Origin of the sequence: Thermocatellispora tengchongensis (assembly GCF_014202315.1) — a bacterium.
Taxonomy (GTDB): Bacteria; Actinomycetota; Actinomycetes; order Streptosporangiales; family Streptosporangiaceae; genus Thermocatellispora; species Thermocatellispora tengchongensis.
Window position 1 is genome coordinate 1 of record NZ_JACHGN010000029.1, and the last position, 21,353, is coordinate 21,353.

A 21,353-nucleotide genomic window follows, 5' to 3' on the forward strand; every position below is an offset into this window, starting at 1 on the left:
CGCTCCCGGAACTTCCGCCCCCGGTTCGGATCGGTCGCGTTCGGCTCCTGCACCGCACCCGCCAGCGTCGCCGCCTGCGTCAGCGTCAACTCCGACGCCGACACCCCGAAGAACCGCTTCGCCGCCGCCTCCACACCGTAGGCCCCCGCGCCGAAGTAGGCGATGTTGAGGTACTTCTCCAAGATCTCATCCTTGGTGTACTTCTCCTCCACCCACATCGCATGCCGCAACTCCTTCAGCTTGCGCGCATACGTCGGCGCCATCGCCTTCGCCCTCTCCTCCTCCGTCACCGCCGAGTTCAGCAGCACCTGCTTGACGTACTGCTGGGTGATCGTCGAACCGCCCTGGCTGACCCCGCCCGCGTTCAGGTTCTTGGCGAGAGCCCGGATCGTGCCCTCGATGTCGATCGCCCCGTGCTCGTAGAACCGGAAGTCCTCGATCGAGATGATCGCCGTCTTCATCACATCGGCGATCTGATCCAGCTTGACGGCCTCGCGGTACTCCTCGTAGAACCGCGCGATCTCCTCGCCGTCGGCGTCCAGAACCCGCGACACCTCCGCCGGCGGCGGCTCCTTCAGCTCCGCGGGCCGCAGGTCCACCTGCTCGGTGGCGGCCACGAGCCCGAGGCCCGCGCCGCCCACGGCGGGCAGCGCGATGCCCGCGGCCAGCACGCCCGCCGCCGCCCCCGCCGCGGCGAGACGTACGGCCTTCGCCAGGGCCCTCGGCCCCGTGCTCTCCCCCCGTCCGGACATGACCGGCGCCTAGGAGAGCCTGCCGAGGCCGCGCGCGAGGATGGCCGCCGTCTTGGCGATGACCTGTTCCTCGGCGGCGGCGTCCGCGGCCCGGCGGTTGGTGTAGATCGACATGATGATCGGCGCGCCTCCCTCGGCCGGCCACACGACGGCGATGTCGTTGGCGGTGCCGTACGTGCCGCCGGTGCCGGTCTTGTCGCCGATCGTCCAGGTGGCGGGCAGGCCGGCGCGGATGCGGTTGTCGCCGGTCTTGTTGGCGCGCAGCCAGCCGTTCAGCCGGGCCCGGTCCTTGGCGTCGAGCGCGGAGCCGGTGGTGAGCGCGGCGAGGTCGCGGCCCATGGCCGCGGGCGTGGTGGTGTCGCGCTTCTCCTTGGGGCTCCAGTCGTTCAGCTCGGTCTCCCAGCGGTCCAGCCGCGAGACCGGGTCCTTGAGGCTGCGGAAGTACCGGGTCAGGCCCGCGGGGCCGCCGATCTGCTTCAGCAGCATGTTGGCCGCGGTGTTGTCGCTGCGGGTGATCGCCGCCTCGCACAGCTCGGCGACGGTGAGCCCGTCGTGCACGTGCTTCTCGGTGACCGGGGAGTTCGGCTTCAGGTCGGCGGCCGTCCAGCGTACGACGCGGTCCATCAGGCCCGGGTCGGAGGTGCGGGCCTTGTGCAGCACGGCGGCGGCGGCCACGGCCTTGAACGTGGACAGCATCGGGAAGCGCTGCCCGGTGCGGTTGCCGACCGTCTTGCCGGTGCCGGTGTCCAGGGCCCAGGCGCCGATGCGGCCCTTGAAGCGCGCCTCAAGCTCCCGCAGCTCACGGCGTACGCCCGCCTGGTCCAGGACGGGCCCACGCAGATCCAGGACCACGGCGCCCGGCGCGGAGACAGGCGCTGCGATGGAGACAGGCGCTGCGGTGGAGACGGACGCCGTCGCGGCCCCCGCGCCGGTCGCTACCAGCGAGGCCGTCGCCACGGTCAGCACGGCCGCCTTCAGACGCACCCGGAGGTGTCGCATGCGTGAAGTCCTTTGCTCTCGCCCTACAGAGGGCATGGAGCAAATCAGACTCGATCAGTAAATGTCCAATATCGATATCACGGTCGCATCGATATCCGAATCCATATCATTCCTGGTCATCGAGGGTGATGTCGTCGAGTAGATGGCGGTCAGGCCGGCCGCGAAATCGGGCCGCACCTCGATCACGGACGCCGGGTGGGCGGCGTACAGGCGGGGCGGGATCAGCTCGTGGCACGCGGGCCGGCGGGCCCGCCCCGATCACCATGGTCACGGCGGCATCGGGGTTCACGACCGGCGAGACGCGGCGCCGGCTCGGCCTCGGCCCACAGATACGCGGCCGGTCGGTCACGCAGCCCCCGCCCCTCTCCGGCCGACTGGGGCCGGGCTGGGCGAGCCACCCGGAGAGCACCCGCGACTCGGCCGCGGGCGGCCGAGCTGGAACTCACCTCGGATCGTGCAGCCCTCGCCCCTCTCCGACCGGCTGAGGGCGGGGCGCCGAAGCGCTCCAGCACGCCCGGCTGGGCCATCAGCCCCGCGAACACCGCGATCTTCCCGCGCCGGAAAGATCCGGCGCGCAGCACGACGCCCCGAGGTGACGCGCCCGCGGGTCAGGCGGCGCGCTCGCGGGATCAGGGGGCGCGGTCACGGGGTCAAGGGGCGCCGTCGCGGGTCAGTGGCGCGGTCGAGGGCCAGGCAGCGCCGTCGCCGGTCAGGCACCGCCATCGCCGGTCAGCAGCGCGGTCGCGGGCCAGCCATCGCCGGTCAGGCACCGCCATCCCCGCCCAGGCACCCCCATCCCCGCCCAGGCACCACCCATCCCCGCCCAGGCACCACCCATCCCCGATCAGGCACCACCCATCCCCGGCCAGGCACCACCCATCCCCGGCCAGGCACCACCCATCCCCGATCAGGCACCGCCATCGCCGGTCAGGCAGCGCGGTCGCGGGCCGCGGCCAGGCGGGCGAAGGCGTAGCCGAGGCTGTTGGTGGCGGTGTGCAGCAGGGAGGGGGCCAGGAGGCCGCCGCGGCGGCGTAGCTCGCAGAACAGCACCCCGGCCGCCGCCGTGGCCACGACGCTGCCCGCCACCACCCGCACCAGGTCCAGCCGACCGGGCGCGGCGGCTCCGGCTCCCTGGGCGCGTGCTGCCGCCACTGCCGGAGCGGCCACGGTTGGCGCACCCGCCGCGCCGACGACCGCCGAGGCGTCCGCGGGCGCGGCGTCGGTGGGCAGCGCGCCCGCCGACGCGGCATCCGTGGACAGAGCATCCGCGGGGGCGGCATCCGTGGACGCGGCGCCGGTGGGCGGCGGGTCGGCGGGGGCGCTGAGAGGGCTGGTGGGGACCGGGGGGAGGTCGGCGGAGGCGCTGAAGTGGCCGAAGAGGTCCGGAGGGAGGTCGGCGGGGGCGCTGAGGTGGGCGGTGGGGGCCGGGGGGAGGTCGGCTGGTTGCTGGGGCGGGTCGGCGGTGGGATCTCCGGGGGCTTCCTCGACGCCCTCGCCGGCGGCCAGGCCGCCCAGGGCCGGGTTGGCGGCGGCCATGTCGATCGCGGGGAGGATGTGCCAGAGGCCGAAGCAGGCCGACGAGACGGCGGTGGCGGCGGCGGGGCCGTGGGAGCGGGCCACCTGGGCGTACAGGACGCCGCGGAAGCCGACCTCCTCCAGCAGGACCGTGCCGATCGGGACCTGGAGCAGGGCCTCCTCCAGGACGCGGGCGCGGGAGAGGGCCAGGGCGCGTTCGTCGCGGAAGAAGCGGCGGGTGGCGGGCAGGGCGATCCCCGCGGTGTAGACCGCGACGACGCCGGCGGCCAGGGCGCCGCCGAGCGCGGCGCCGCGGGCGGGGCGGGCGAAGCCGAGGTCGGACCAGGTCAGGCCGGAGCGGCGGGCCATGGTCACCAGCAGGGCGGTGGCCACCGCGGAGGTGAGGGGGGCGAACCGGGGCGCGACCCGGTTGTTGAGCACGTTGGCGGCGGCCAGCACGGCCAGGGAGCGTCCCAGCGTCACGCCCGCAGGCTATGCCACTCCGGCCCCGCGCGCGCCGCGGCGCCAGCCCTCGGGGAAGCGCAGCCGGCGGCGTTCCTCGGGGGTGAGGCCGCCCCAGATGCCGTCGGGCTCGCCCGCGCGCAGGGCGTACGCGCGGCAGTCGGCCAGGACCTGGCACCCCGCGCAGATCGCCTTGGCGCGCGCCTCCTGCTGCGGCGACGGCGCGAGCGGGAAGAACAGGTCGGGGTCGGCGGCGCGGCACGCGCCGCGCCTGGCCCAGGCGATCTCCTGCACCGCTGCTTCCATCAGGTCCTCCCTGATCGTGACCGGCGGTTCCGGCCCGTCGGGCCGGTACGCTTCGGCTCCGCGCGCGTTCGGATCCACGAGGACGACCTTAGGACGCCGCGCGCCCTCACACATCCGCCTCCGGACGGAGACGCCCGTCCGCGTGTCGGCGTACCCGCCCGGCCCCGGTCAGCAGGAGTCCACGCCGTTGTTGTAGCCCTCGGCGAACGCGGTCTGGCGCTGCTCGGCGGTGCCGTGGGCGTCGGGGCGCCACCAGGCGTCCTCGGGGTCGCCCGCGGCGGCCAGGTTGAGCAGCAGCTCGTCCTCGTCGCCCGGCTCGGCGGTGAGACTGCCGCCGCGTACGAGCGCGCCCAGGGCGCCGCCCGCGTAGCAGTCGGCCTGGAGCTCCCGCTGCTGGTTGAGCTCGAAGTCGGACATGAGCTGCGCCTGCACAGCGTGCCCGATCTCGTGCGGAATGATCAGGTAGACGGACCCGTCGCCCATCCGGTCGTACAGCTCGCGCATCCACTGCTCGTCATAGGCCACGAAGTGGCCCACCGGGCAGTAGAACGCGTTGTTCGGCACCGACGGCTGCCCGCCGCACTCGGGGCCGTTCTCGCCGCTGTAGGGGACGAAGCCCTGCAACGGCCGGTACGTGCGCCCGCTGGCCTCGAAGGTGCCGACCCAGAACTCCTCCGTGAGCCTCTTGATCAGCTCGACGTCCTCCTCGAACGTCTGCCCGGTCACCTCGGCGGGCGTGGACGCCCCGGGCCCAGCGGTCTCGGGGGCCGAGCCGGGGCCGGGCAGCCCCCCGCAGCTCACGGCGAGCGCGACGAGCGCCGCCAGGACCAGGGGAACCGCACCGCGCCGGGTCGTCGTCACACCCCCATCCTGGCCCCTCAGACCAGGCGGCGCGCGGTCGCCCAGCGGGACAGCTCGTGCCGGTTGGAGAGCTGGAGCTTGCGCAGCACGGACGACACGTGGGTCTCGACCGTCTTCACCGAGATGAACAGCTCCTTGGCGATCTCCTTGTACGCGTAACCGCGCGCGATCAGCCGCAGCACCTCGCGCTCGCGCTGGGTCAGCGAGTCGAGCTCGGGGTCGATGGAGGGCGCCTCGGAGGAGGCGAACGCGTCGAGCACGAACCCGGCCAGCCGCGGCGAGAACACCGCGTCGCCCTCGGCCACCCTGCGGATGGCGTCGGTGAGCTCCTTGCCGCTGATGGTCTTGGTGACATAGCCGCGCGCGCCGCCGCGGATCACGCCGATCACGTCCTCGGCCGCGTCGGAGACCGACAGCGCGAGGAAGCGGACCTGCGAGCCCGAGCCGAGCACGCGGCGCAGGACCTCCTGGCCACCCCCGCCGGGCATGTGCACATCCAGCAGCACGACGTCGGGCGCCAGCTCGGCGATCTTGGCCACGGCGGTCTCGACGTCCTCGGCCTCGCCCACGACCTCGACCGAATCGCCCAGCTCGGCGCGGACACCGGACCGGAACAGCCGGTGGTCGTCGACGATCAGAACCTTGATACTCACGGCTGCTCCAGCTTCATGGTCAGCATGATCTCAGTGCCTTCACCGGGACTGGTACGCACCCGAGCGCTGCCGCCGTTGCGTTCCATCCTACCGATGATCGACTGACGGATGCCCATGCGATCCTCGGGCACCGCGTCCAGGTCGAAGCCCTTGCCCCGGTCGCGCACGAAGATCGTCACCTCCTCGGGCTCCACCTCGGCGTACACGGACACCACCGCGGCCTCGGAGTACTTCGCCGCGTTGACCATAGCCTGCCTCGCGGCCTGCAGCATCGCGGTGAGCCGGGAGTCCAGCGCGCGGTCGCCCACGCACACCACCTCGATGGGCACGCCGTGCGCGTCCTCCTCCTCGGCGGCGACGCGGCGTACGGCGGCGGCGAGGGTGGCGTCGGCGTCCTGCTTGGGCTGGTACAGCCAGTTGCGCAGCTCGCGCTCCTGGGAGCGGGCCAGGCGCAGCACCTCGCGAGCGTCGTGCGCGTTGCGCTGGATGAGGGTGAGCGTGTGCAGCACGGAGTCGTGCACGTGCGCGGCCACCTCGGCGCGCTCCTCCTGCCGGATGCGCTCGCGGCGTTCGAGCTGAAGCTCCTTCCACAGTCCCGCAAGGTACGGCGCCGCGATCATCGCCAGGCCGCCGACGACGACCGCCGTGAACAGCAGCCCCGGCCGGGCCTGGGCCAGCTCGCCCTCGGCGGCCAGGAACCCGATCGCCCCGACGATCACCAGCACCATGCCGAGCCCGGTGCGGATGCGGTTGTGGCGTACGCCGCTCATCCAGCGTTTGCGGCGGTCGGGCGCGGCCTGCTGCCACAGGATCAGCGCGCCGATGCCGCCGACGCCGATGGGCAGCAAGCCCACGCCCCCGGCCGCCGACCCGGTCAGCCACCCGAACGCGAGCAGGGCCAGCCCGATCGCGCCGAAGGCGGTGAACTGGCTCCAGTCGCGCTGCGGCTCCGGCCCCACGTGCGGGCGCTGGGGCGTGAAGATCCACAGTGCCGCGTACGCGACCAAGCCGATGCCGTCCACCACCGTGAGCAGCACGAAGGCGAGCCGGACCACCACCGGGTCCAGCCCGAGCTGCTCGGCGGCGCCCTGCGCGACGCCGGCGACCAGCCGCCCCTCCGCCGGCCTGGTCAGCCGGAGATAGGGCGCGGCCTCCTCCTCTACGGGCGGAGGTGGCGCCACCGGCGGCGGCGCGTCGCGGAGTTTGTGTCGGTCAGCCATATGACGACATCGTCACACGTCAACCGGCCCACCGCATCAGGGCGCTGCCCTGACGGGACCCTGAGTGCGGCAGGTCGCGGGCCCATCGGGGATGTCTCAGGGGTGTCCCGGATGGCTACCCGGCCCCCGCACCGGCCACGATGGACCCATGACCGACACCGGCAAGGACGAGGCTCGCGAGGAGGACATCCCCCGCCGGCCCGTCCCGCCCGCCACGCCCGCCCCCCATCAGGTTCCGGAGGGCACGGGCGCTCACGACGTGGGCCCGGGTGCTCAGGATGTGGGCGCGGGTGCTCACGACATGGGCGCGGACGGACGCGGCGCGGAGGGCGGCGCGCATGATCGTGCCGGTGCCGGGAGCGAGGCCGGTGCCGGGGGTGAGACCGGTCGGGGCGGTGACGCCGGGGGGCGGGCCGGCCGGGAGCGCCGGGGTGGCGCCGAGAAGGAGAAGGCGGCCGAGAAGCCCCGAGTGTCGCTGGCCGGGCGGATCGTCGCGCGCAGCGCCGAGGGGCGGATGCTGACCGGGGTCTGCTCGGGTCTCGGGCGGTTCTGCGGGATCGATCCGGTGCTGATCCGGGTGGCGTTCGCGGTCCTGGTCCTCGGGTCGGGGATCGGGATCATCTTGTATCTTGCGGCGTTCCTGCTCATGCGCGACACCGACGAGAGCCCCGGCTACCTGGAGCAGTGGACGCGACGGGAGTTCGACGCCGAGACCGTGATGGCCCTGCTGTGCGGGGTGTTCGCGTTCGGGCTGATCATCAACCTCGCCTCCGGCGGCATCGGGCCGGGGACGGTGGTGGTGGGCACGACCATGGCGCTGGTGCTGCTGGCCGCGCACGCGGGGGGCGTGGACGTGCTGGCCCTGGCCCGGTCGCTGCCGGAACGGCTGGTCGGCAAGCGCGGGACGCGGCGTACGCCCCAGCCTGGGCCCGCCCCCGTGTACGGGCCGATGGCCGGGTTCTCGCAGGCCCCGAGCGCACCGCAGCCCCGGAAGGCACCGCAGACCCGGAACGCACCGCCGGCGCCGAGCGCGCCCCCGGCCCCCGGCGCCCCCTGGGCGGGGAGCGGGCCACAGGCCCCGGGCACGGCGCACGCCCCGGGCATGGCGGGGGGCCCGCCCGCGCCACATGGGCCGTACGCACCGCCCGCCCCTGCGGGGCCGCCGCACGGGCCCGCGCCGCGTCCCTGGGCCGGGACCCCGAGGCCCCAGGCGGCCACGGGACCCACGCAACAGGTGTCGGCCGCGTTCCTGCAACCGCCGGCCGCACCGCCGCAGGAGCCGAAGACGGCCGAATACGTGGCACCGGGACAGGACGCACCGGGGCAGGACACAGCAGCGCAGGACCCCGCAGTGCAGGACACGCCCGCGCAGGACGCCCCGGCACAGGACACCTCCGCGCAGGACACGGCCGAGCGGGACACGGCCGAGCGGGATAGGCAGGAGCGGAGCGAGCCGGGCGCGCGGGACGAGCCCGGGGCGCGGCCCTATCGGTGGTCGGCGGCGTTGCACGGGTCCTACGACTCCTCGGGTGCGCCGTACGCGCCCCGGGGTCCATACGCCCCGCGCGAGCCCTACCCGGCGCCGGCCGCGTACCAGCCGCTCGATCCGCGGCGGCGGGCGCCGTACCACAGCCCGTACGCCTACGCGCCCCCGGTCACCGCGCCCCGGCCGCGGCAGCGCAGGCCGAAGTCGTACATCGGCACGATCACCGTGCTGCTCGCCATCATCGTGGGAGGGATCGTCATGGCGGCCCAGTCAGCGTCCGGACAGCCGGTCTCCGCGCCCGTGGTGGGCGGGGCGGTGCTGCTGACCATCGGGGCGGGTCTGCTGGTCGCGACCTGGTTCGGGCGCGGGGCGGGGCTCGTGGTGGCGGGCGCGCTGGTGACGCTCGGCGTGGTGGCGAGCTCGACGGTCACCGACGTGCCGAGGACGGTGGGCAGCTACTCCTGGAGTCCGGTCACGGTCGCCGAAGCCATGCTCCCGCACCGGGTCGGGATCGGCGAGGGCAACCTGGACCTCACCGATCTGGAACTGCCCCCGGGCTCGCGGGTGGAGGTGTCCGGCTCGGTGTCGGTGGGCGAGTTCACGGTGACGGTGCCGCCCGACGTCCGGGTCGCGGTTCGGGCGAAGAGCCGGGTCGGCGACGTCAAGATCGAGCATTCGGTGCGCGGCGGCCCCGAGGTCTCCGTCAACACGGTGCTGGAGCCGGAAGTGCGGCCGCGGGGCGAGGTGGCGACGATCGTGCTGGATCTGCGTGCGGGTGTGGGCGACGTGGAGGTGCGCCGTGCCGCGTGAGCGCGGGCGCGACGACGCGCACGACCCCTACCGCGTGCCGGGTCCGTACGGCGCGGAGGTGGACAAGCCGAAGCGGACGCACAGGACCGACTGGATGGCGCTGCTCAGCGGGCTGCTGTTCGTGGTGCTGGGCATCGCGTTCGTCTCGGGCGATCTCGACGACCCGTTCGTGGCGATCCCGCTGCTGCTGGCGGGGCTGGGGCTGGCGGGCTTCGTGGCGGTGATCGCCCGGGTCATCCGCGGCGGGCGGTGACACGCACCTCCACAGGCGGGCATTCCACGGGCGTGAAGCGGTTCACGCTTCGGCAATGCGCGGGATGAGCTGGGTAAAAGGCGGGCCGGAACGCGAACGAGGGCTTGACCGGCGCTAACAGCGGCGTACGTTCGCATTTGTCGGTTCTCACTACTCCCAACCTCTCATCGGTGCACCGTCCGTGATGTACCTGGGCGCGCTTGGAGGATGTATGCCCCGTATCACCGTCACCGTCGACGGCATCCAGTACGAGGAGGAGGTGGAGCCCCGCCTGCTCCTCGTCCACTTCCTGAGAGATCGGCTCGGCAAGACCGGGACTCCGATCGGCTGCGACACCACCAACTGCGGCGCGTGCACCGTGATGCTGGACGGCAAGAGCGTCAAGAGCTGCTCGGTGCTGGCCGTCCAGGCCGACGGCTGCGACGTGCTGACGATCGAAGGGCTCGCGGGGGCCGACGGGCAGTGGCACCCGATGCAGACGGCGTTCCACGAGGAGCACGCGCTCCAGTGCGGCTTCTGCACCCCGGGGATGATCATGTCGGCGATCGACCTGCTCGCCGAGAACCCCGACCCGTCCGAGGAGGCCATCAGGGAGGGCCTTGAGGGCAACCTGTGCCGGTGCACCGGCTACTGCAACATCGTCCGGGCCGTGCGCCGGGGCGCGCAGGCGATGAGCGGGCAGTCCGCCGCGGCGAACCAGGAGGTGCCGGCGTCATGACCGAGGTGGGCCGGGCGCGGCGGCGCAAGGAGGACGCACGGCTGGTGACGGGGCGCACCCGCTGGACCGACAACATCCAGATGCCGGGCATGCTGTACGTGGCGTTCCTGCGCAGCCCGATGGCGCACGCGCGGATCACCCGGGTGGACACCTCGGCGGCCCGCGGCAGGCCCGGCGTGGTGGCCGTCTACAGCGGCCGCGACTTCGCCGCCGAGCAGGGCAGCCTGCCGTGCGCGTGGCCGGTCAGCGAGGACGTGGTGATCCCGGACCACCCGCCGATGGCGGTCAGCGAGGTGCGGTACGTCGGCGAGGCGGTGGCGTGCGTGGTCGCGACCGACCGCTACAAGGCGGCCGACGCGCTGGACGCGATCGAGGTGGACTACGAGCCGCTGCCCGCCGTGCTGGACATGCGCGAGGCGCTGACCGAGGACAGCCCGAAGGTGCACGAGTCGGGCAACAAGGCGTTCACCTGGACGTTCTCCGGGGGCGACATCGACGCGGCGTTCACGGGCGCGCCGGTCGTGGTGGAGCGGGAGTACGTCCAGCAGCGGCTGATCCCGACGGCGATGGAGCCGCGCGCGGTCGTGGCGAGCACCGACGGCGAGACCTTCACGATCTACTCCGCGACGCAGATCCCGCACGTGCTGCGGGTGATGCTGGCCGTCACCACCGGCATCCCGGAGCACAAGCTGCGCGTGATCGCGCCCGACGTGGGCGGCGGCTTCGGTTCCAAGCTCCAGGTCACCGCGGAGGAGGTGCTCACGCTGCTGATCACCCGGCGGCTGGGCAAGCCGGTGAAGTGGACCGAGTCGCGCTCGGAGGGCAACCTCACCGTGCACCACGGCCGCGACCAGATCCAGCGGATCTCGGTGGCCGCCGAGCGCGACGGGCGGCTGCGCGGCATCAAGGTGGACCTGCTCGCCGACATGGGCGCCTACCTGATGCTGGTCACGCCGGGCGTGCCGCTGCTGGGCGCGTTCATGTACAACGGCATCTACAAGATGGACGCCTACCACTTCGCGTGCACGGGCGTGTTCACCACCAAGATGCCCACGGACGCGTACCGGGGGGCGGGCCGGCCGGAGGCGACGTACGCGCTGGAGCGCGTGATGGACGAGCTGGCGGCCGAGCTGGGCATGGACCCGATGGAGATCCGCAGGCGCAACTGGATCAGGCACGAGGAGTTCCCCTACACCACGATCGCCGGGCTGACCTACGACTCGGGCAACTACGAGGCCGCCACCGACCGCGCCATGACCCTGTTCGGCTACGACAAGCTGCGCGCCGAGCAGGCCGACCGGCGCGAGCGCCGCGACCCGGTGCAGCTCGGCATCGGCATCTCGACCTACACCGAGATGTGCGGCCTGGCGCCGAGCCGGGTGCTGGGCAGCCTGGCGTACGGCGCGGGCGGCTGGGAGCACGCGAACGTGCGCATGCTGCCCACCGGCAAGGTCGAGGTGGTCACCGGGTCCAGCCCGCACGGGCAGGGCCACGTGACCGCGTGGAGCCAGATCGCGGCCGACGCGCTCGGCGTGCCGTTCGAGGACGTGTCGGTGATCCACGGCGACACGGCGATAGCGACCAAGGGCATGGACACCTACGGCTCGCGCTCGCTGGTCGTGGGCGGCATGGCCGTGCTCCAGGCGTGCGAGAAGGTCAAGGAGAAGGCCCGCCAGGTGGCGGCGCACATGCTGGAGGCGTCCGCCGACGACGTGGAGTTCGACCAGGGCTCCTTCCGGGTGCGCGGCACCGGCGCGGCCAAGACCATCCAGGAGATCGCCTTCGCCGTGTTCGCGGCGCACGACCTGCCCGACGGGTTCGAACCGCGGCTGGACGCCGACGCGACCTTCGACCCGGAGAACTTCTCCTTCCCCCACGGCACCCACCTGTGCGCGATCGAGGTGGACACCGAGACCGGGCAGAGCAGGATCCGCTCGTACGTCGCGGTGGACGACGTGGGCAAGGTCGTCAATCCGCTGATCGTGGAGGGCCAGGTGCACGGCGGCCTGGCGCAGGGCATCGCGCAGGCGCTGTACGAGGAGGCCGTCTACGACTCCGAGGGCAACCTGCTGACCACCACGATGGCCGACTACCTGATCCCGTCGGCGGCCGACCTGCCCGACTTCGTGACCGACAGGACCGAGACCCCGGCCACCAGCAACCCGCTCGGCGTGAAGGGCGTCGGCGAGGCCGGCACGATCGCCTCGACCCCGGCCGTGGTGAACGCGATCGTGGACGCCCTGCGCCCGCACGGCGTGCACGACGTACGGATGCCGTGCACCCCCGAGCGGATCTGGCGGACCCTGCAGAGCGTGAACGGAGGTGCGGCATGATCCCGGCCGCCTTTGACTACGTCCGGCCCCAGACCCTGGAGGAGGCCGCGATGGCGCTGGCGGAGGCCGGCGAGGACGCCAAGGTGCTGGCCGGCGGCCAGTCGCTGCTGCCGCTGCTGCGGCTGAGGCTGTCCTACCCGAGCTCCCTGGTCGATGTGGGCCGCCTGTCCGAGCTGCACGGGGTGCGCGACGAGGGCGACCACGTGTTCATCGGCGCGGCCACCACGCACTACGACGTCGTGCACTCGCCGGTCGTCCAGGCCGAGTGCCCGCTCGTGGCGATGGCCACCGCGACGGTGGCCGACCCGCAGGTACGGCACCGCGGCACCTTCGGCGGCTCGCTCGCGCACGCCGACCCGGCGGGCGACCTGCCCGCGGTGGCGGTGGCGCTGGACTGCGCGTTCGTCGCGCGCTCCGCGTCCGGCGGCGAGCGGGAGATCCCGGCCTCGGAGTTCTTCGTGGACTACCTGGAGCCCGCGCTGCGCGCCGACGAGATCCTGGTCGGGGTGAAGGTGCCCAAGCTCGGGCCCGGCTGGGGCTACCACTACGAGAAGTTCCACCGCACCGCCCAGTCGTGGGCGATCGTGGGCGTGGCGGCGGCCGTACGCCGCTCGAACGGCTCGATCGAGGAGGCCAGGATCGGCCTGACCAACATGGGGCCGACGCCCGTACGCGCGAGCGCCGTGGAGGAGGCGCTGCGCGGCACGCCGATCACCGTGCCCGTCCCCGGCGGCGGCAACGGCGGGCCCGACCCGATCCGCGACGCCTGCGGGGAGGCCGCCGCGGGCACCTCGCCCCCCGCCGACCTGCACGCCCAGCCCGACTACCGCAGGCACCTCGCCAGGGTGCTGACCCACCGCGCGGTGCTGTCGGCGGCGCGGGCGTAGGAGCCGGAAGCGAGCCCATGCCGGGCGGGGGTTCCCGCCCGGCATGGGGATCGCCGGTGCGGGCACAGGGCTATCAATCCTGGACCCGGGGTCGTAGTGTCACAGGATCGGAGCAAGGAGCTGACCATGGCGATGCGATTCGAGCATGAATTCTCTGTGCCGGTGCCGGTCGAGCAGGCGTGGACGACGCTCCTCGACGTGGAACGGGTCGCACCGTGCCTGCCGGGGGCGTCGGTCGAGTCGGTGGAGGGCGATGACATCACCGGCACCATGAAGGTGAAGGTCGGCCCGATCAACGTGACCTACCGCGGCACCGCCGTCTTCGAGGACATCGACAAGGACGCCCGTACGGTGACGCTCAAGGCGTCCGGCAAGGAGACCAAGGGCACCGGCACGGCCGGCGCCACCGTGCACGCCCGCCTTGAGCCCCGCGAGGACACCACGCTGGTCAGGGTGGAGACGACGTTCAACGTGACCGGGCGCCCGGCCCAGTTCGGCCGGGGCGTGATGGCCGAGGTGGGCGCGAAGCTGATCGACCGCTTCGCCGAGAACCTGTCCACCCTCCTGACGGGCGGCGAGACGGCGGGAGAACAGGAGCAGGAGCCCCGTCCCGCCGAGACGGCCGGGATCGCGCCGGCGGCCCCCGAACCGTCCAGGGCCGCCGACGAGCCGCGCCACCTGTCGGCCGTGCCCGAGATCCCGCGCGACCCGCACCCGGTCGGGACGGCCCGCACCTCCCGCACCCCGCAGGAGGAGGCGCTGGACCTGCTGGAGATCGCGGGCACGCCCCTGCTCAAGCGCCTGGCCCCCGTGGCGGGCGCCGTGGTCCTGCTGGTCGCGGCGATCTGGCTGCTGCGCCGGCTCCTGCGCACCAGGTAGCCGCGCTCAGGACCTGGCCAGCACGGCGGTCAGCGCCCGCTCCAGCTCCGCGGCCGGATCGACGGCCGGGTCGGACGCGGCGTGGACGGCCCGCCAGGCGATGACGCCGTCGGGACGCACCAGCACCGCGCCGCTCCCGCCCACGTGGTACCTGCCCTCCCACGCGCCCTCGCGGTCGGCGACCTCTCCCCCGATCCGGTACGGCGTGAGGGCGACGCCGAGCCTGCCCGCGACGGTCCGGGCGGCGTCCGCCCAGGCGGCGCCGTACCGGCCCGCGAGCAGCACGAAGCCCTCGCCGAACAGGTCGATCGTGGAGATCTCCCGCCCGCCGCGCTCCAGCAGGACGTGCGGAGCCCGGGTGCCGGGACGCCCGGAGGGCTCGCGCGGGTCCTCCATCAGGGCGCCGTCGTCGTCGCCCGGCTCGGCCACGACCGCGCCCGACCGGTAGCGGAAGCCCAGGATGGGCGCGATCGGGTCCTCGATCGGCTCCGGGAAGCCGGCCCGCATCGCGGGCGGCATGCGTACGCCGAGGTTGGCGAGCTGGGCGTCGGCCACGAGCTTCCCGTACGGGCGGCGCTCGGCGTCGTAGGAGTCCAGCAGGCCCGGCCCGGCCTGCCCCGACAGCACCAGCCACAGCCGCCAGGCGATGTCGCACCCGTCCTGGAGCGCGGTGCTGCCGCCCTGCCCGCCCGTCGGCGGCATGGTGTGCGCGGCGTCCCCGGCCAGGAACACCCGCCCCTCGCGGTAGCGGTCGGCCAGGATGTGCGCGACGGCGAAGCTGGTCCGGTCGATCACCTTCACCTCCAGCCCGGGACGCCCCGTGGCCACCCGCACCAGCTCGACGCCGCGCTCCTCGGTGAAGTCGTCCTCGCTCTCGCCGCGCGCGGGGTCGTAGTTCACCGCCAGCACGTGGTACCCGACCCCGGTCCCGGTGACGATGGCCCCGTTGAACGTCTCGTTCTGCAGGTACCACAGCGTGACCTCGCGCTCGCGCACCAGCCCGCCCAGGTCGGCCTGGAACATGATCGCGCACGTCTGCCCCAGCTCCCCGTGCCCCGAGGTGGGAATCCCCAGCATCCGCCGCACCGGGCTCCGGTACCCGTCGGCCGCCACCATGTAGTCGGCCCGCACGGTGGTCTCCTCGCCGGTGCCGAGGTCGCGTACGAGCGCGGTCACGCCGTCGGCGTCCTGCTCGACCGAGACCAGCTCGGTGGAGAACCGCAGCTCGGCCCCCAGCTCCTCGGCGGCGCTCCGCAACAGCGCCTCCACCCGCGACTGCGGCGCCCCGACGTTCGGCACCGGCGTGAGCCCGGCCAGGAACGCGAACTCGCTCTCCTCGTCCTCGATGATCATGTGCGGGTCGGGGTCGCTCAGACTGGACGCGATGGCGATCCGCATCCCGTCCCCGATCCCCTCCCAGATCTCCACCAGCGCCCGCTCCAGCCCCGGCACCGGCCGCAGCATCTCCAGCGCCCGCCAGTTGACCCCGAACGCCTTGGGCTGCACGGACGTACTGGGATGCCGCTCCACCAACATCGCCTTGACGCCCCGCCGGGCCAGCAACGCGGCGGCGCTCAGCCCTGCATAACCGGCCCCGACGACCAGCACGGGCACACGCACCTGCGAGTCGGACATACCTCTCCCCTTTCTCGAATACTCGACTCAGAGTATTCTGGACACACGCGATACATCGCGATGTCTCCGAGTATGCGCCCAAGACGAGATATATCGCAACCCCCTCCAAGGGAGCCCGGTCCCGGCGAAAGGTCCTGCCAAGGGGGCGCTCCGCGCCGCCAGGCCAGGGCTGTGCTCCCCAGGGGGGCTCACGCCCCCCTTCGACCCCCCGGCGGGGGGCTCCGCCCCCCGCACCCCCCGCTGCCGCCCACCCGTTGCCGTAGTAGGTGGTTACCCGCCTGGCGCCCACCCGGCGCGCGTCCCGCGCGCCAAAGGCCCTCGCTGACGCTCGGCCGTTCTTCCGAGTGTCGGGCTGACGCCCGACGCTAGCGCCCACCCGTTACCGCCTACCTCCGATCGCCCACCCTCGCCCCGATCCCCGATAGCAACGCCGTGTAAGCACCTGCCCCGACCAGCCGCCCGAAGAGTCCCGTCCTTGGGCACCACCACCCGCAAGCTTCGGCCAGCACCGCACCGATAAGACGGATGATCGCCGCCCGGTCAGGGAAGATCCGCACCACAAAAGGAGGCACGATCCCACGGTGGAGCCGGGTAGTCGCTCATGGGGCTGGTCCGTCCGTGCCCTGATCTGGGCAGATGTGGCGTTGGAGCGGGTGGAGGCGTCTCACTGGTACTCGCCGAGACTCGCCGAGGCTCACTGTTCACGGGCCATCCACGGGCCAACGTCGGCGGGCCGTGTCCCCAGGCCAGGGGCCCATTCCGCGTCGGTTCGCGGGCCGGTGGCGTAGGGGGTCGCCTCGCGTCCCGGACCATACCCGCCGGCTGGTCATCCCGTCTGCTTGGGCGGGTATCGGGCCAGTGCGCCGGGGGCGGGACCGTCAAGGTCGTCTTCGCGCGTTCCCTTAGCCTGTCACGGTTCCTCGGGCATGAGATGCCGTCCTGTACAGACGACCTTGACGCGGAGAGTCCCCGGTGTGCTGTCATGCCCGGGGCCGACGCGGGCGGGTGACCAGCCCACCTCAGCCACAACGAACCGAGCGGGCGTGCGGGGCCTCCCCATCCCGGAGCTGAGGCCCCCGCCAAGGGCTTTGTTGTGGCTCAGGCCGACGTCGGCTTGGTGCTCCTCGGTGACGGCATGGATGAGACTGCGGCCTGTAGTTGCTGACGAGCGTCCCGCACTTCTCGCACGTTGGCCCATGCGGCAGAGGTGGAAAGAATCTCCTGCGCGAGAGAATGAGTTCTCGCCGATGCGAGAAACGGAAGAATCGCAGCAAATGTGTGCATGAGATCGGCGGCAAGAGAAAGCTCACGTGCGCGCACGGCCGCTTTGGTCTGATGCGCAAGATACTGTGCCCGGTATAGCGTTGACCATTGCCCCATGCGCGAGACCGTTTCATCGAAGGTTGAGTGCGCCTCGTGGTGTAGGTGAAGACGATCTAGTGCGATAGCGACGTTTCCGGCTACGTCGGCAGCCTCGAAGGCGGGAATTCCGTCAAGACTTCGCGCCTGGTCAAGCATGGTACGTGCCTGACGCTCCTTGCCCGGGACGAGGGATAGAGCCCGCCCTAGCCGTATCCTGACGTATGCCTTGTTGGCGTTACTCAAGTCGGGAAGTTGCAGCGCGCGCTCAGCATATACCGCTCCGCGATCACCTATTCCCTGGTGAGTGTTGATCTGGCTGAGAATGGTGTAGGCGGTCGCTTGAGCCGGGTAGTCCTTGGCGCGACGCGCTAGAGCCAGAGAGAACTGTCCGATCCGTTCCGCTTCGTCGTATCGCTGAGCATCATAGAGTGCGAGCATTGCCTCTCTGGCAAGCCTTGAAGCAGCGGCCTGCAATTTCTGGTCGGTCCCATGGACAGCGCTCTCGGTGCGCCGGACCTGGCCCAGTAGCGAAGGGAGCACAGGGTGCCCCCCTAGCTCGTGGCGAGTGCTGGCGGCGCGGTCGGCCAGTGCGTGAACGTATTCCGGATCTTGGAATGCGTCAGTCTTCGCGGAAGGAATCAAGATCACCCCGGCGGCGGATTGGGCGATCTTCGTGTTGAATTCTCTCCGTTTCACCGGACCCTCCCTTTTGGGCCTTATGACCACTTCCCAGTCTACGCGCGCAAGGAGTGTGATCGCCTTCGCGATCCCGGTGTCCTTGTGTCCTAAAGTGATCTGGGATACCCATGTCTGAGATGTGTTCAGCTCTTTCGCCAGTTGCGTCTGTGTCCAGCCGCGCTGCTGCATGATCAATTTAAGGGCTTCGGGAAGACTGCGGGCATCCATGACGTCAGGGTATTGCTCTCAGTATTGACGCACCTGCAAAACAGTAATCCTCACGGGCAAAATCGCGGCAGGTCCATCAGTGACCACAAGCACGGAACCCGCCGAGCGTTGGGAGCGCTGCGACGGGTTCCTCAATCAGGAAGGTGCTCCTGACCTGTGAACGAGAGTAGGGCCGTGCGCCCTGGATTGCGCACCAAATCGGGAGAACCCAGGCCGGGAGCGGTGATCTCGGCTGTGAGCGGGAGGCTTCCGGTTGGAAGCGCCGGCTGCGTCGGTGCTGGTCACGTGGTGTTGCCGGTCCATCCGGCGTCGGTGTCGTCGGCTCGTGTGTACGCCTCCGTGAGGCTGGCGCTTCTGGGGCGAGAGGAGATGACCGACGCGGCGCACCTGGTGGTCAGTGAGCTGGTGACCAACGGTCTGCGTGCGGCGCTGGCGCTCGGTGGTTGCGAGAGGGAGGGGCACGAGTCCGGGGGGCGGACGGCTGGAGGGTGCGCCGGGGTCGGCCGGTATGTCTGCGTGGCGCTGTACCCGTGGCGCGCCGGGATCGTCGTGGACGTGTGGGACCCCAGCCCCGAACCGCCGAAGCTCTTGGACCCTGCGTGGGATGAGGTCGGCGGGCGGGGCTTGCACCTGGTCAACGCGGTGGCGGCCTGCTGGGGGTACCGGTGGGTCAAGCCGGGCGGCAAGGTCGTTTGGGCGCGGCTCGCGGAGGGTTCGGGATGGTGACGATTCATCCGCACCCGTATTCGTGGGTGGTGCTGAGGTCGATGCGGGGCGAGCGGATCGAGGCCCGCCGCGTGCCGGGGCCGATGGTCGAGATCCGGGTCTGTCAGGGTGACCAGATCGCGGACCCGGCCTATCTGCGCCTGCACCGCGCATTGGTGGGCTGAGCGGTGGGGAGAAGGCGCGAGCATCCCCCGGTCGAACCGCCGCCACCGGATGACCTGTCGCAGCCGCGGCCGGGTGATGTGGTCGCCGTTGTGCGTGTGCTGCACAGCCACAGCCGCCTGCATGTGTACGCCGACGTGCTGCTCGGCATGACCGGCAGGGTGGAGCGGCTGATGCGCGGCGGACAGTACGCCCTGGTGAGCCTGAACGCGGCGGAGGATGAGCGGCGGATCTTGGGGGGCGTAAGGCTGGTGCTGCATCTGGATGACCTGCGTGTGCTTCCGCAGCGAGAAAGGCCGGAGGGGCCTTGTCGGCTGCGGTTCGGCCCCTCGTCGTCGGCGAAGGGAGAGCAGATGGCATAAGCACCGATGGGACAGGGGTTCGGCCCCGCGAAGCGGAACGGGCCTGCCGGCGCTTCCCCCCGGTGGGTGTCTTCGCGGGGCCATGGGGCGCGCTTGGTCGGCATGGAGAGAAGGTGAGAGGTCATGGACCTGTGGTCGTTTCTGACGGATGAGTGGCCGTCGATGGTGATGAGCGCGGTGGGGGCGTTCTGCGGTCTTGCGGCATGGAGCTTGTGGAGGACGCGTCGGCGGCCCTGAATCCGGACGCGGGAGCAGGAGAAGAGAGGTGGTCATGCGGCGTCGGCGTTACCTGACCTTGCGGGCCGTGCTGGGAGAGCGGGGCATGGCATGGCGTGCGCGGCGGTCTCGTTGGCGGCCGGTGGTGGGCAGGTCGGAGTGCTGGACGCTGCCCCTCTGGCGTCATACCGATCCATGGGTTGCGGCCGGGCCGGCGGGGACGGAACGGATCGAGGTACGGCGGATCGCCTCGGGTGTCCAGGTGAGAGCGCGCCGGGATGAGCCTCCCCGGAGGTCCTGGCTGCTGACGTTCGAGCAGTGGCGGGCTTTTCATGACGGGGTGATCGACGGGTCGGTGATGCCGCAGTTCGATCGGGGGTACGCGTGGGTGAGCTTCCCCGGCCACAGTGAGCGGATGCTGGTGAGCCTGGAGTGCTGGGGCCGGTTCGTGTCCGGGGTGGCGCTGGGGGCCTATCAGGTGACGTTCTACCCCAGGCAGCCCCGGGCCGGGAGGGACTGAGGAAAACGCAGGCACTCACGGTGACCTGTAGGCCACAGTTGGCATCGACCGGACGGGAAGGGAGTGTGCGCAATGGAAGTGCCGATCGGCGTGGAGTTGGTGGCCCGCGATGCCCACGAGCGCAATGTCGCAGTGGCGGAAGCGGTCGGCGCGTTCGTGGCTCGGTCGCCGGCCGGGCGGCGGGTGCGGCTGGGCTCGCGTACCTCACCGATGGCGATCTACCAGGCCGAGCATGTGAGGAGTCTGCTGCAACGTCTGACCCCCTCCCTTGAGGTGGAGATCGTGGGGATAGCGACCAGCGGGGACCGCTGGCAGGGTGATCTTGCGGAGCTGGGCGGCAAGGGCGCGTTCATGAAGGAAATCGATCGCGCGCTGGTGATGGGGGCGATCGATGCGGCGGTGCATTGCATCAAGGACGTGCCCGGTGATGTGCCGCTGACGGAGGGGACGACGTTCGCCGCTTACCTGGAACGGGAGGACGTGCAGGATGCGGTGGTGTGGCGCGCGGGTTCGCCGTATGCGAGCCTGGCCGACCTTCCGCCCGGTACCCGGATCGGCACCTCTTCGGTGCGGCGCAAGGCGCAACTGCTGCGGTATCGGCCGGACCTGTACGTGGATCGCATCCGAGGGAACGTGAACTCGCGCCTGGCGCGTCTGGACGCCGAGCAGCGGTTCGAGGCGTTGGTGCTGGCGTGCGCGGGGCTGCGGCGGATCGGGATGGACAAGCGAATCGGTCAGGTGCTGCCGCTGGACATCATGTGCCCGGCCGTGGGCGCGGGGGTGGTCGGGGTGCAGTGCCGGACGGCGGATCAACCGATGGTGGAGCTGGTGCGGCTTTTGGATCATGCCGCGACGCGGGTGCATGTGCGGGCGGAGCGGGCCATGCTGCATGCGTTGCAGGGGCACTGCAATTCACCGATCGCCGGGCATTGCTCGACCACGTTGGATGGTCAGCTCTCGCTGATCGGAATGGTGTTCACGCGTGAGGGTGGCCAGTTCGCGTACGCGCATGAGTGGGACGTGATGGAGCGGCCGGAAGAGTTGGGCGGGTATGTGGCGGCGGTGCTGGCACGTAAGGGGGCTCGCGACATCATCCGGGGTATTCCGCACTGACCAAGCAGTTGGGTACGGCGGGAGGTTGGGCCTGCTGAATGGCCGAAGGCCACCCGTAGGGCTGCGAAGCAGCGCAAGCTGAGGCGGCTTCCCCGGTGGCCCGGCGGCGGTAACGGCGCCTGGTCGGACGGAGGTGAGCTGAGGTCACTTCGTGCCCGGAGTCCGGGGCGGGATGGGGGACGATCATGAGCCCACTTCTGACGCTCAGGGGAGTGAG

The 21,353-nt window shown here is 71.7% G+C and carries 20 protein-coding genes; 11 read left to right on the forward strand and 9 right to left on the reverse strand.

Annotated elements, in window-relative coordinates; genetic code table 11:
- From HNP84_RS44470 to HNP84_RS44500, 7 genes are all read right to left on the reverse strand, one after another.
- On the reverse strand, positions 1-752 hold a 752-nt coding region (locus tag HNP84_RS44470; RefSeq protein ID WP_185056151.1), incomplete at its 3' end, for a transglycosylase domain-containing protein.
- Between the two features lie 9 nt (positions 753-761).
- Entirely contained in the window at positions 762-1,751 is a 990-nt protein-coding gene (gene bla / locus HNP84_RS44475; RefSeq protein ID WP_185056152.1) for a class A beta-lactamase, read from the reverse strand.
- Positions 1,752-2,678: 927 nt separating this feature from the next.
- Positions 2,679-3,749, reverse strand: a complete 1,071-nt coding sequence (locus tag HNP84_RS44480; RefSeq protein WP_185056153.1) for a CPBP family glutamic-type intramembrane protease — start codon at positions 3,747-3,749, stop codon at positions 2,679-2,681.
- Between the two features lie 9 nt (positions 3,750-3,758).
- A complete protein-coding gene (locus HNP84_RS44485) occupies positions 3,759-4,112 on the reverse strand; it encodes a WhiB family transcriptional regulator (protein ID WP_376772039.1) in 354 nt (117 codons plus the stop codon).
- 90 nt (positions 4,113-4,202) lie between these two features.
- On the reverse strand, positions 4,203-4,895 hold the full coding sequence (locus tag HNP84_RS44490; RefSeq protein ID WP_312927096.1) for a neutral zinc metallopeptidase: 693 nt from the start codon (positions 4,893-4,895) through the stop codon (positions 4,203-4,205).
- Between the two features lie 17 nt (positions 4,896-4,912).
- Complete coding sequence (locus tag HNP84_RS44495) at positions 4,913-5,548, reverse strand: response regulator (RefSeq protein ID WP_312927098.1); 636 nt, start codon at positions 5,546-5,548, stop codon at positions 4,913-4,915.
- Positions 5,545-6,768 (reverse strand): ATP-binding protein, encoded by a 1,224-nt coding sequence (locus tag HNP84_RS44500; RefSeq protein WP_185056154.1) that lies wholly within the window; start codon positions 6,766-6,768, stop codon positions 5,545-5,547. Before HNP84_RS44500 ends, HNP84_RS44495 begins: the two co-directional genes overlap by 4 nt.
- Positions 6,769-6,916: 148 nt before the next feature.
- Here HNP84_RS44500 and HNP84_RS44505 point away from each other — a divergent pair, with 148 nt between their 5' ends.
- From HNP84_RS44505 to HNP84_RS44530, 6 genes are all read left to right on the forward strand, one after another.
- The gene (locus HNP84_RS44505; protein WP_185056155.1) at positions 6,917-9,064 is read left to right on the forward strand and encodes a PspC domain-containing protein; all 2,148 of its coding nucleotides are present in this window, start codon (positions 6,917-6,919) and stop codon (positions 9,062-9,064) included.
- A complete protein-coding gene (locus tag HNP84_RS44510; RefSeq protein ID WP_185056305.1) occupies positions 9,054-9,317 on the forward strand; it encodes a hypothetical protein in 264 nt (87 codons plus the stop codon). Before HNP84_RS44505 ends, HNP84_RS44510 begins: the two co-directional genes overlap by 11 nt.
- 211 nt (positions 9,318-9,528) lie before the next feature.
- Positions 9,529-10,035 carry a (2Fe-2S)-binding protein gene (locus HNP84_RS44515; RefSeq protein WP_185056156.1) on the forward strand — a complete coding sequence of 169 codons (507 nt, stop codon included), beginning with the start codon at positions 9,529-9,531 and terminating at the stop codon, positions 10,033-10,035.
- Positions 10,032-12,368, forward strand: coding sequence for a xanthine dehydrogenase family protein molybdopterin-binding subunit (locus HNP84_RS44520; RefSeq protein WP_185056157.1), 2,337 nt, complete (start codon positions 10,032-10,034; stop codon positions 12,366-12,368). The genes HNP84_RS44515 and HNP84_RS44520 overlap by 4 nt, the downstream gene beginning before the upstream one ends.
- Positions 12,365-13,255 carry an FAD binding domain-containing protein gene (locus HNP84_RS44525; RefSeq protein WP_185056158.1) on the forward strand — a complete coding sequence of 297 codons (891 nt, stop codon included), beginning with the start codon at positions 12,365-12,367 and terminating at the stop codon, positions 13,253-13,255. The genes HNP84_RS44520 and HNP84_RS44525 overlap by 4 nt, the downstream gene beginning before the upstream one ends.
- Positions 13,256-13,381: 126 nt before the next feature.
- Positions 13,382-14,134 (forward strand): SRPBCC family protein, encoded by a 753-nt coding sequence (locus tag HNP84_RS44530; protein ID WP_185056159.1) that lies wholly within the window; start codon positions 13,382-13,384, stop codon positions 14,132-14,134.
- 6 nt (positions 14,135-14,140) lie between these two features.
- Here HNP84_RS44530 and HNP84_RS44535 read toward each other — a convergent pair whose 3' ends face one another.
- Together HNP84_RS44535 and HNP84_RS44540 are read right to left on the reverse strand one after the other, a co-directional pair.
- Positions 14,141-15,769 (reverse strand): FAD-dependent oxidoreductase, encoded by a 1,629-nt coding sequence (locus HNP84_RS44535; protein ID WP_185056160.1) that lies wholly within the window; start codon positions 15,767-15,769, stop codon positions 14,141-14,143.
- A gap of 1,098 nt (positions 15,770-16,867) precedes the next feature.
- Positions 16,868-18,037, reverse strand: coding sequence for a helix-turn-helix domain-containing protein (locus tag HNP84_RS44540; protein WP_185056161.1), 1,170 nt, complete (start codon positions 18,035-18,037; stop codon positions 16,868-16,870).
- A 339-nt stretch (positions 18,038-18,376) separates the two neighbouring features.
- Here HNP84_RS44540 and HNP84_RS44545 point away from each other — a divergent pair, with 339 nt between their 5' ends.
- The 5 genes from HNP84_RS44545 to hemC all read left to right on the forward strand — a co-directional run bounded on the left by HNP84_RS44545 (position 18,377) and on the right by hemC (position 21,136).
- Positions 18,377-18,763 carry an ATP-binding protein gene (locus tag HNP84_RS44545; RefSeq protein ID WP_185056162.1) on the forward strand — a complete coding sequence of 129 codons (387 nt, stop codon included), beginning with the start codon at positions 18,377-18,379 and terminating at the stop codon, positions 18,761-18,763.
- Positions 18,757-18,927: a hypothetical protein gene (locus tag HNP84_RS44550; RefSeq protein WP_185056163.1), complete on the forward strand. Its 171-nt coding sequence runs from the start codon at positions 18,757-18,759 to the stop codon at positions 18,925-18,927. Before HNP84_RS44545 ends, HNP84_RS44550 begins: the two co-directional genes overlap by 7 nt.
- A 90-nt stretch (positions 18,928-19,017) precedes the next feature.
- Positions 19,018-19,287 (forward strand): hypothetical protein, encoded by a 270-nt coding sequence (locus tag HNP84_RS44555; RefSeq protein WP_185056164.1) that lies wholly within the window; start codon positions 19,018-19,020, stop codon positions 19,285-19,287.
- Between the two features lie 478 nt (positions 19,288-19,765).
- On the forward strand, positions 19,766-20,023 hold the full coding sequence (locus HNP84_RS44560) for a hypothetical protein (protein ID WP_185056165.1): 258 nt from the start codon (positions 19,766-19,768) through the stop codon (positions 20,021-20,023).
- 72 nt (positions 20,024-20,095) lie between these two features.
- Positions 20,096-21,136 (forward strand): hydroxymethylbilane synthase, encoded by a 1,041-nt coding sequence (hemC, locus tag HNP84_RS44565; protein ID WP_185056166.1) that lies wholly within the window; start codon positions 20,096-20,098, stop codon positions 21,134-21,136.
- Positions 21,137-21,353: the final 217 nt, after the last annotated feature.

What these genes read in the sequence shown, in the direction of transcription:
- bla (WP_185056152.1), bottom strand. Translation starts at nt 1,751, where the DNA reads ATGCGACACCTCCGGGTGCGTCTGAAGGCGGCCGTGCTGACCGTGGCG.
- HNP84_RS44500 (WP_185056154.1), bottom strand. Translation starts at nt 6,768, where the DNA reads ATGGCTGACCGACACAAACTCCGCGACGCGCCGCCGCCGGTGGCGCCA.
- HNP84_RS44505 (WP_185056155.1), top strand. Translation starts at nt 6,917, where the DNA reads ATGACCGACACCGGCAAGGACGAGGCTCGCGAGGAGGACATCCCCCGC.
- HNP84_RS44515 (WP_185056156.1), top strand. Translation starts at nt 9,529, where the DNA reads ATGCCCCGTATCACCGTCACCGTCGACGGCATCCAGTACGAGGAGGAG.
- HNP84_RS44520 (WP_185056157.1), top strand. Translation starts at nt 10,032, where the DNA reads ATGACCGAGGTGGGCCGGGCGCGGCGGCGCAAGGAGGACGCACGGCTG.
- HNP84_RS44525 (WP_185056158.1), top strand. Translation starts at nt 12,365, where the DNA reads ATGATCCCGGCCGCCTTTGACTACGTCCGGCCCCAGACCCTGGAGGAG.
- HNP84_RS44530 (WP_185056159.1), top strand. Translation starts at nt 13,382, where the DNA reads ATGGCGATGCGATTCGAGCATGAATTCTCTGTGCCGGTGCCGGTCGAG.
- HNP84_RS44535 (WP_185056160.1), bottom strand. Translation starts at nt 15,769, where the DNA reads ATGTCCGACTCGCAGGTGCGTGTGCCCGTGCTGGTCGTCGGGGCCGGT.
- HNP84_RS44540 (WP_185056161.1), bottom strand. Translation starts at nt 18,037, where the DNA reads ATGGATGCCCGCAGTCTTCCCGAAGCCCTTAAATTGATCATGCAGCAG.
- HNP84_RS44550 (WP_185056163.1), top strand. Translation starts at nt 18,757, where the DNA reads ATGGTGACGATTCATCCGCACCCGTATTCGTGGGTGGTGCTGAGGTCG.
- hemC (WP_185056166.1), top strand. Translation starts at nt 20,096, where the DNA reads ATGGAAGTGCCGATCGGCGTGGAGTTGGTGGCCCGCGATGCCCACGAG.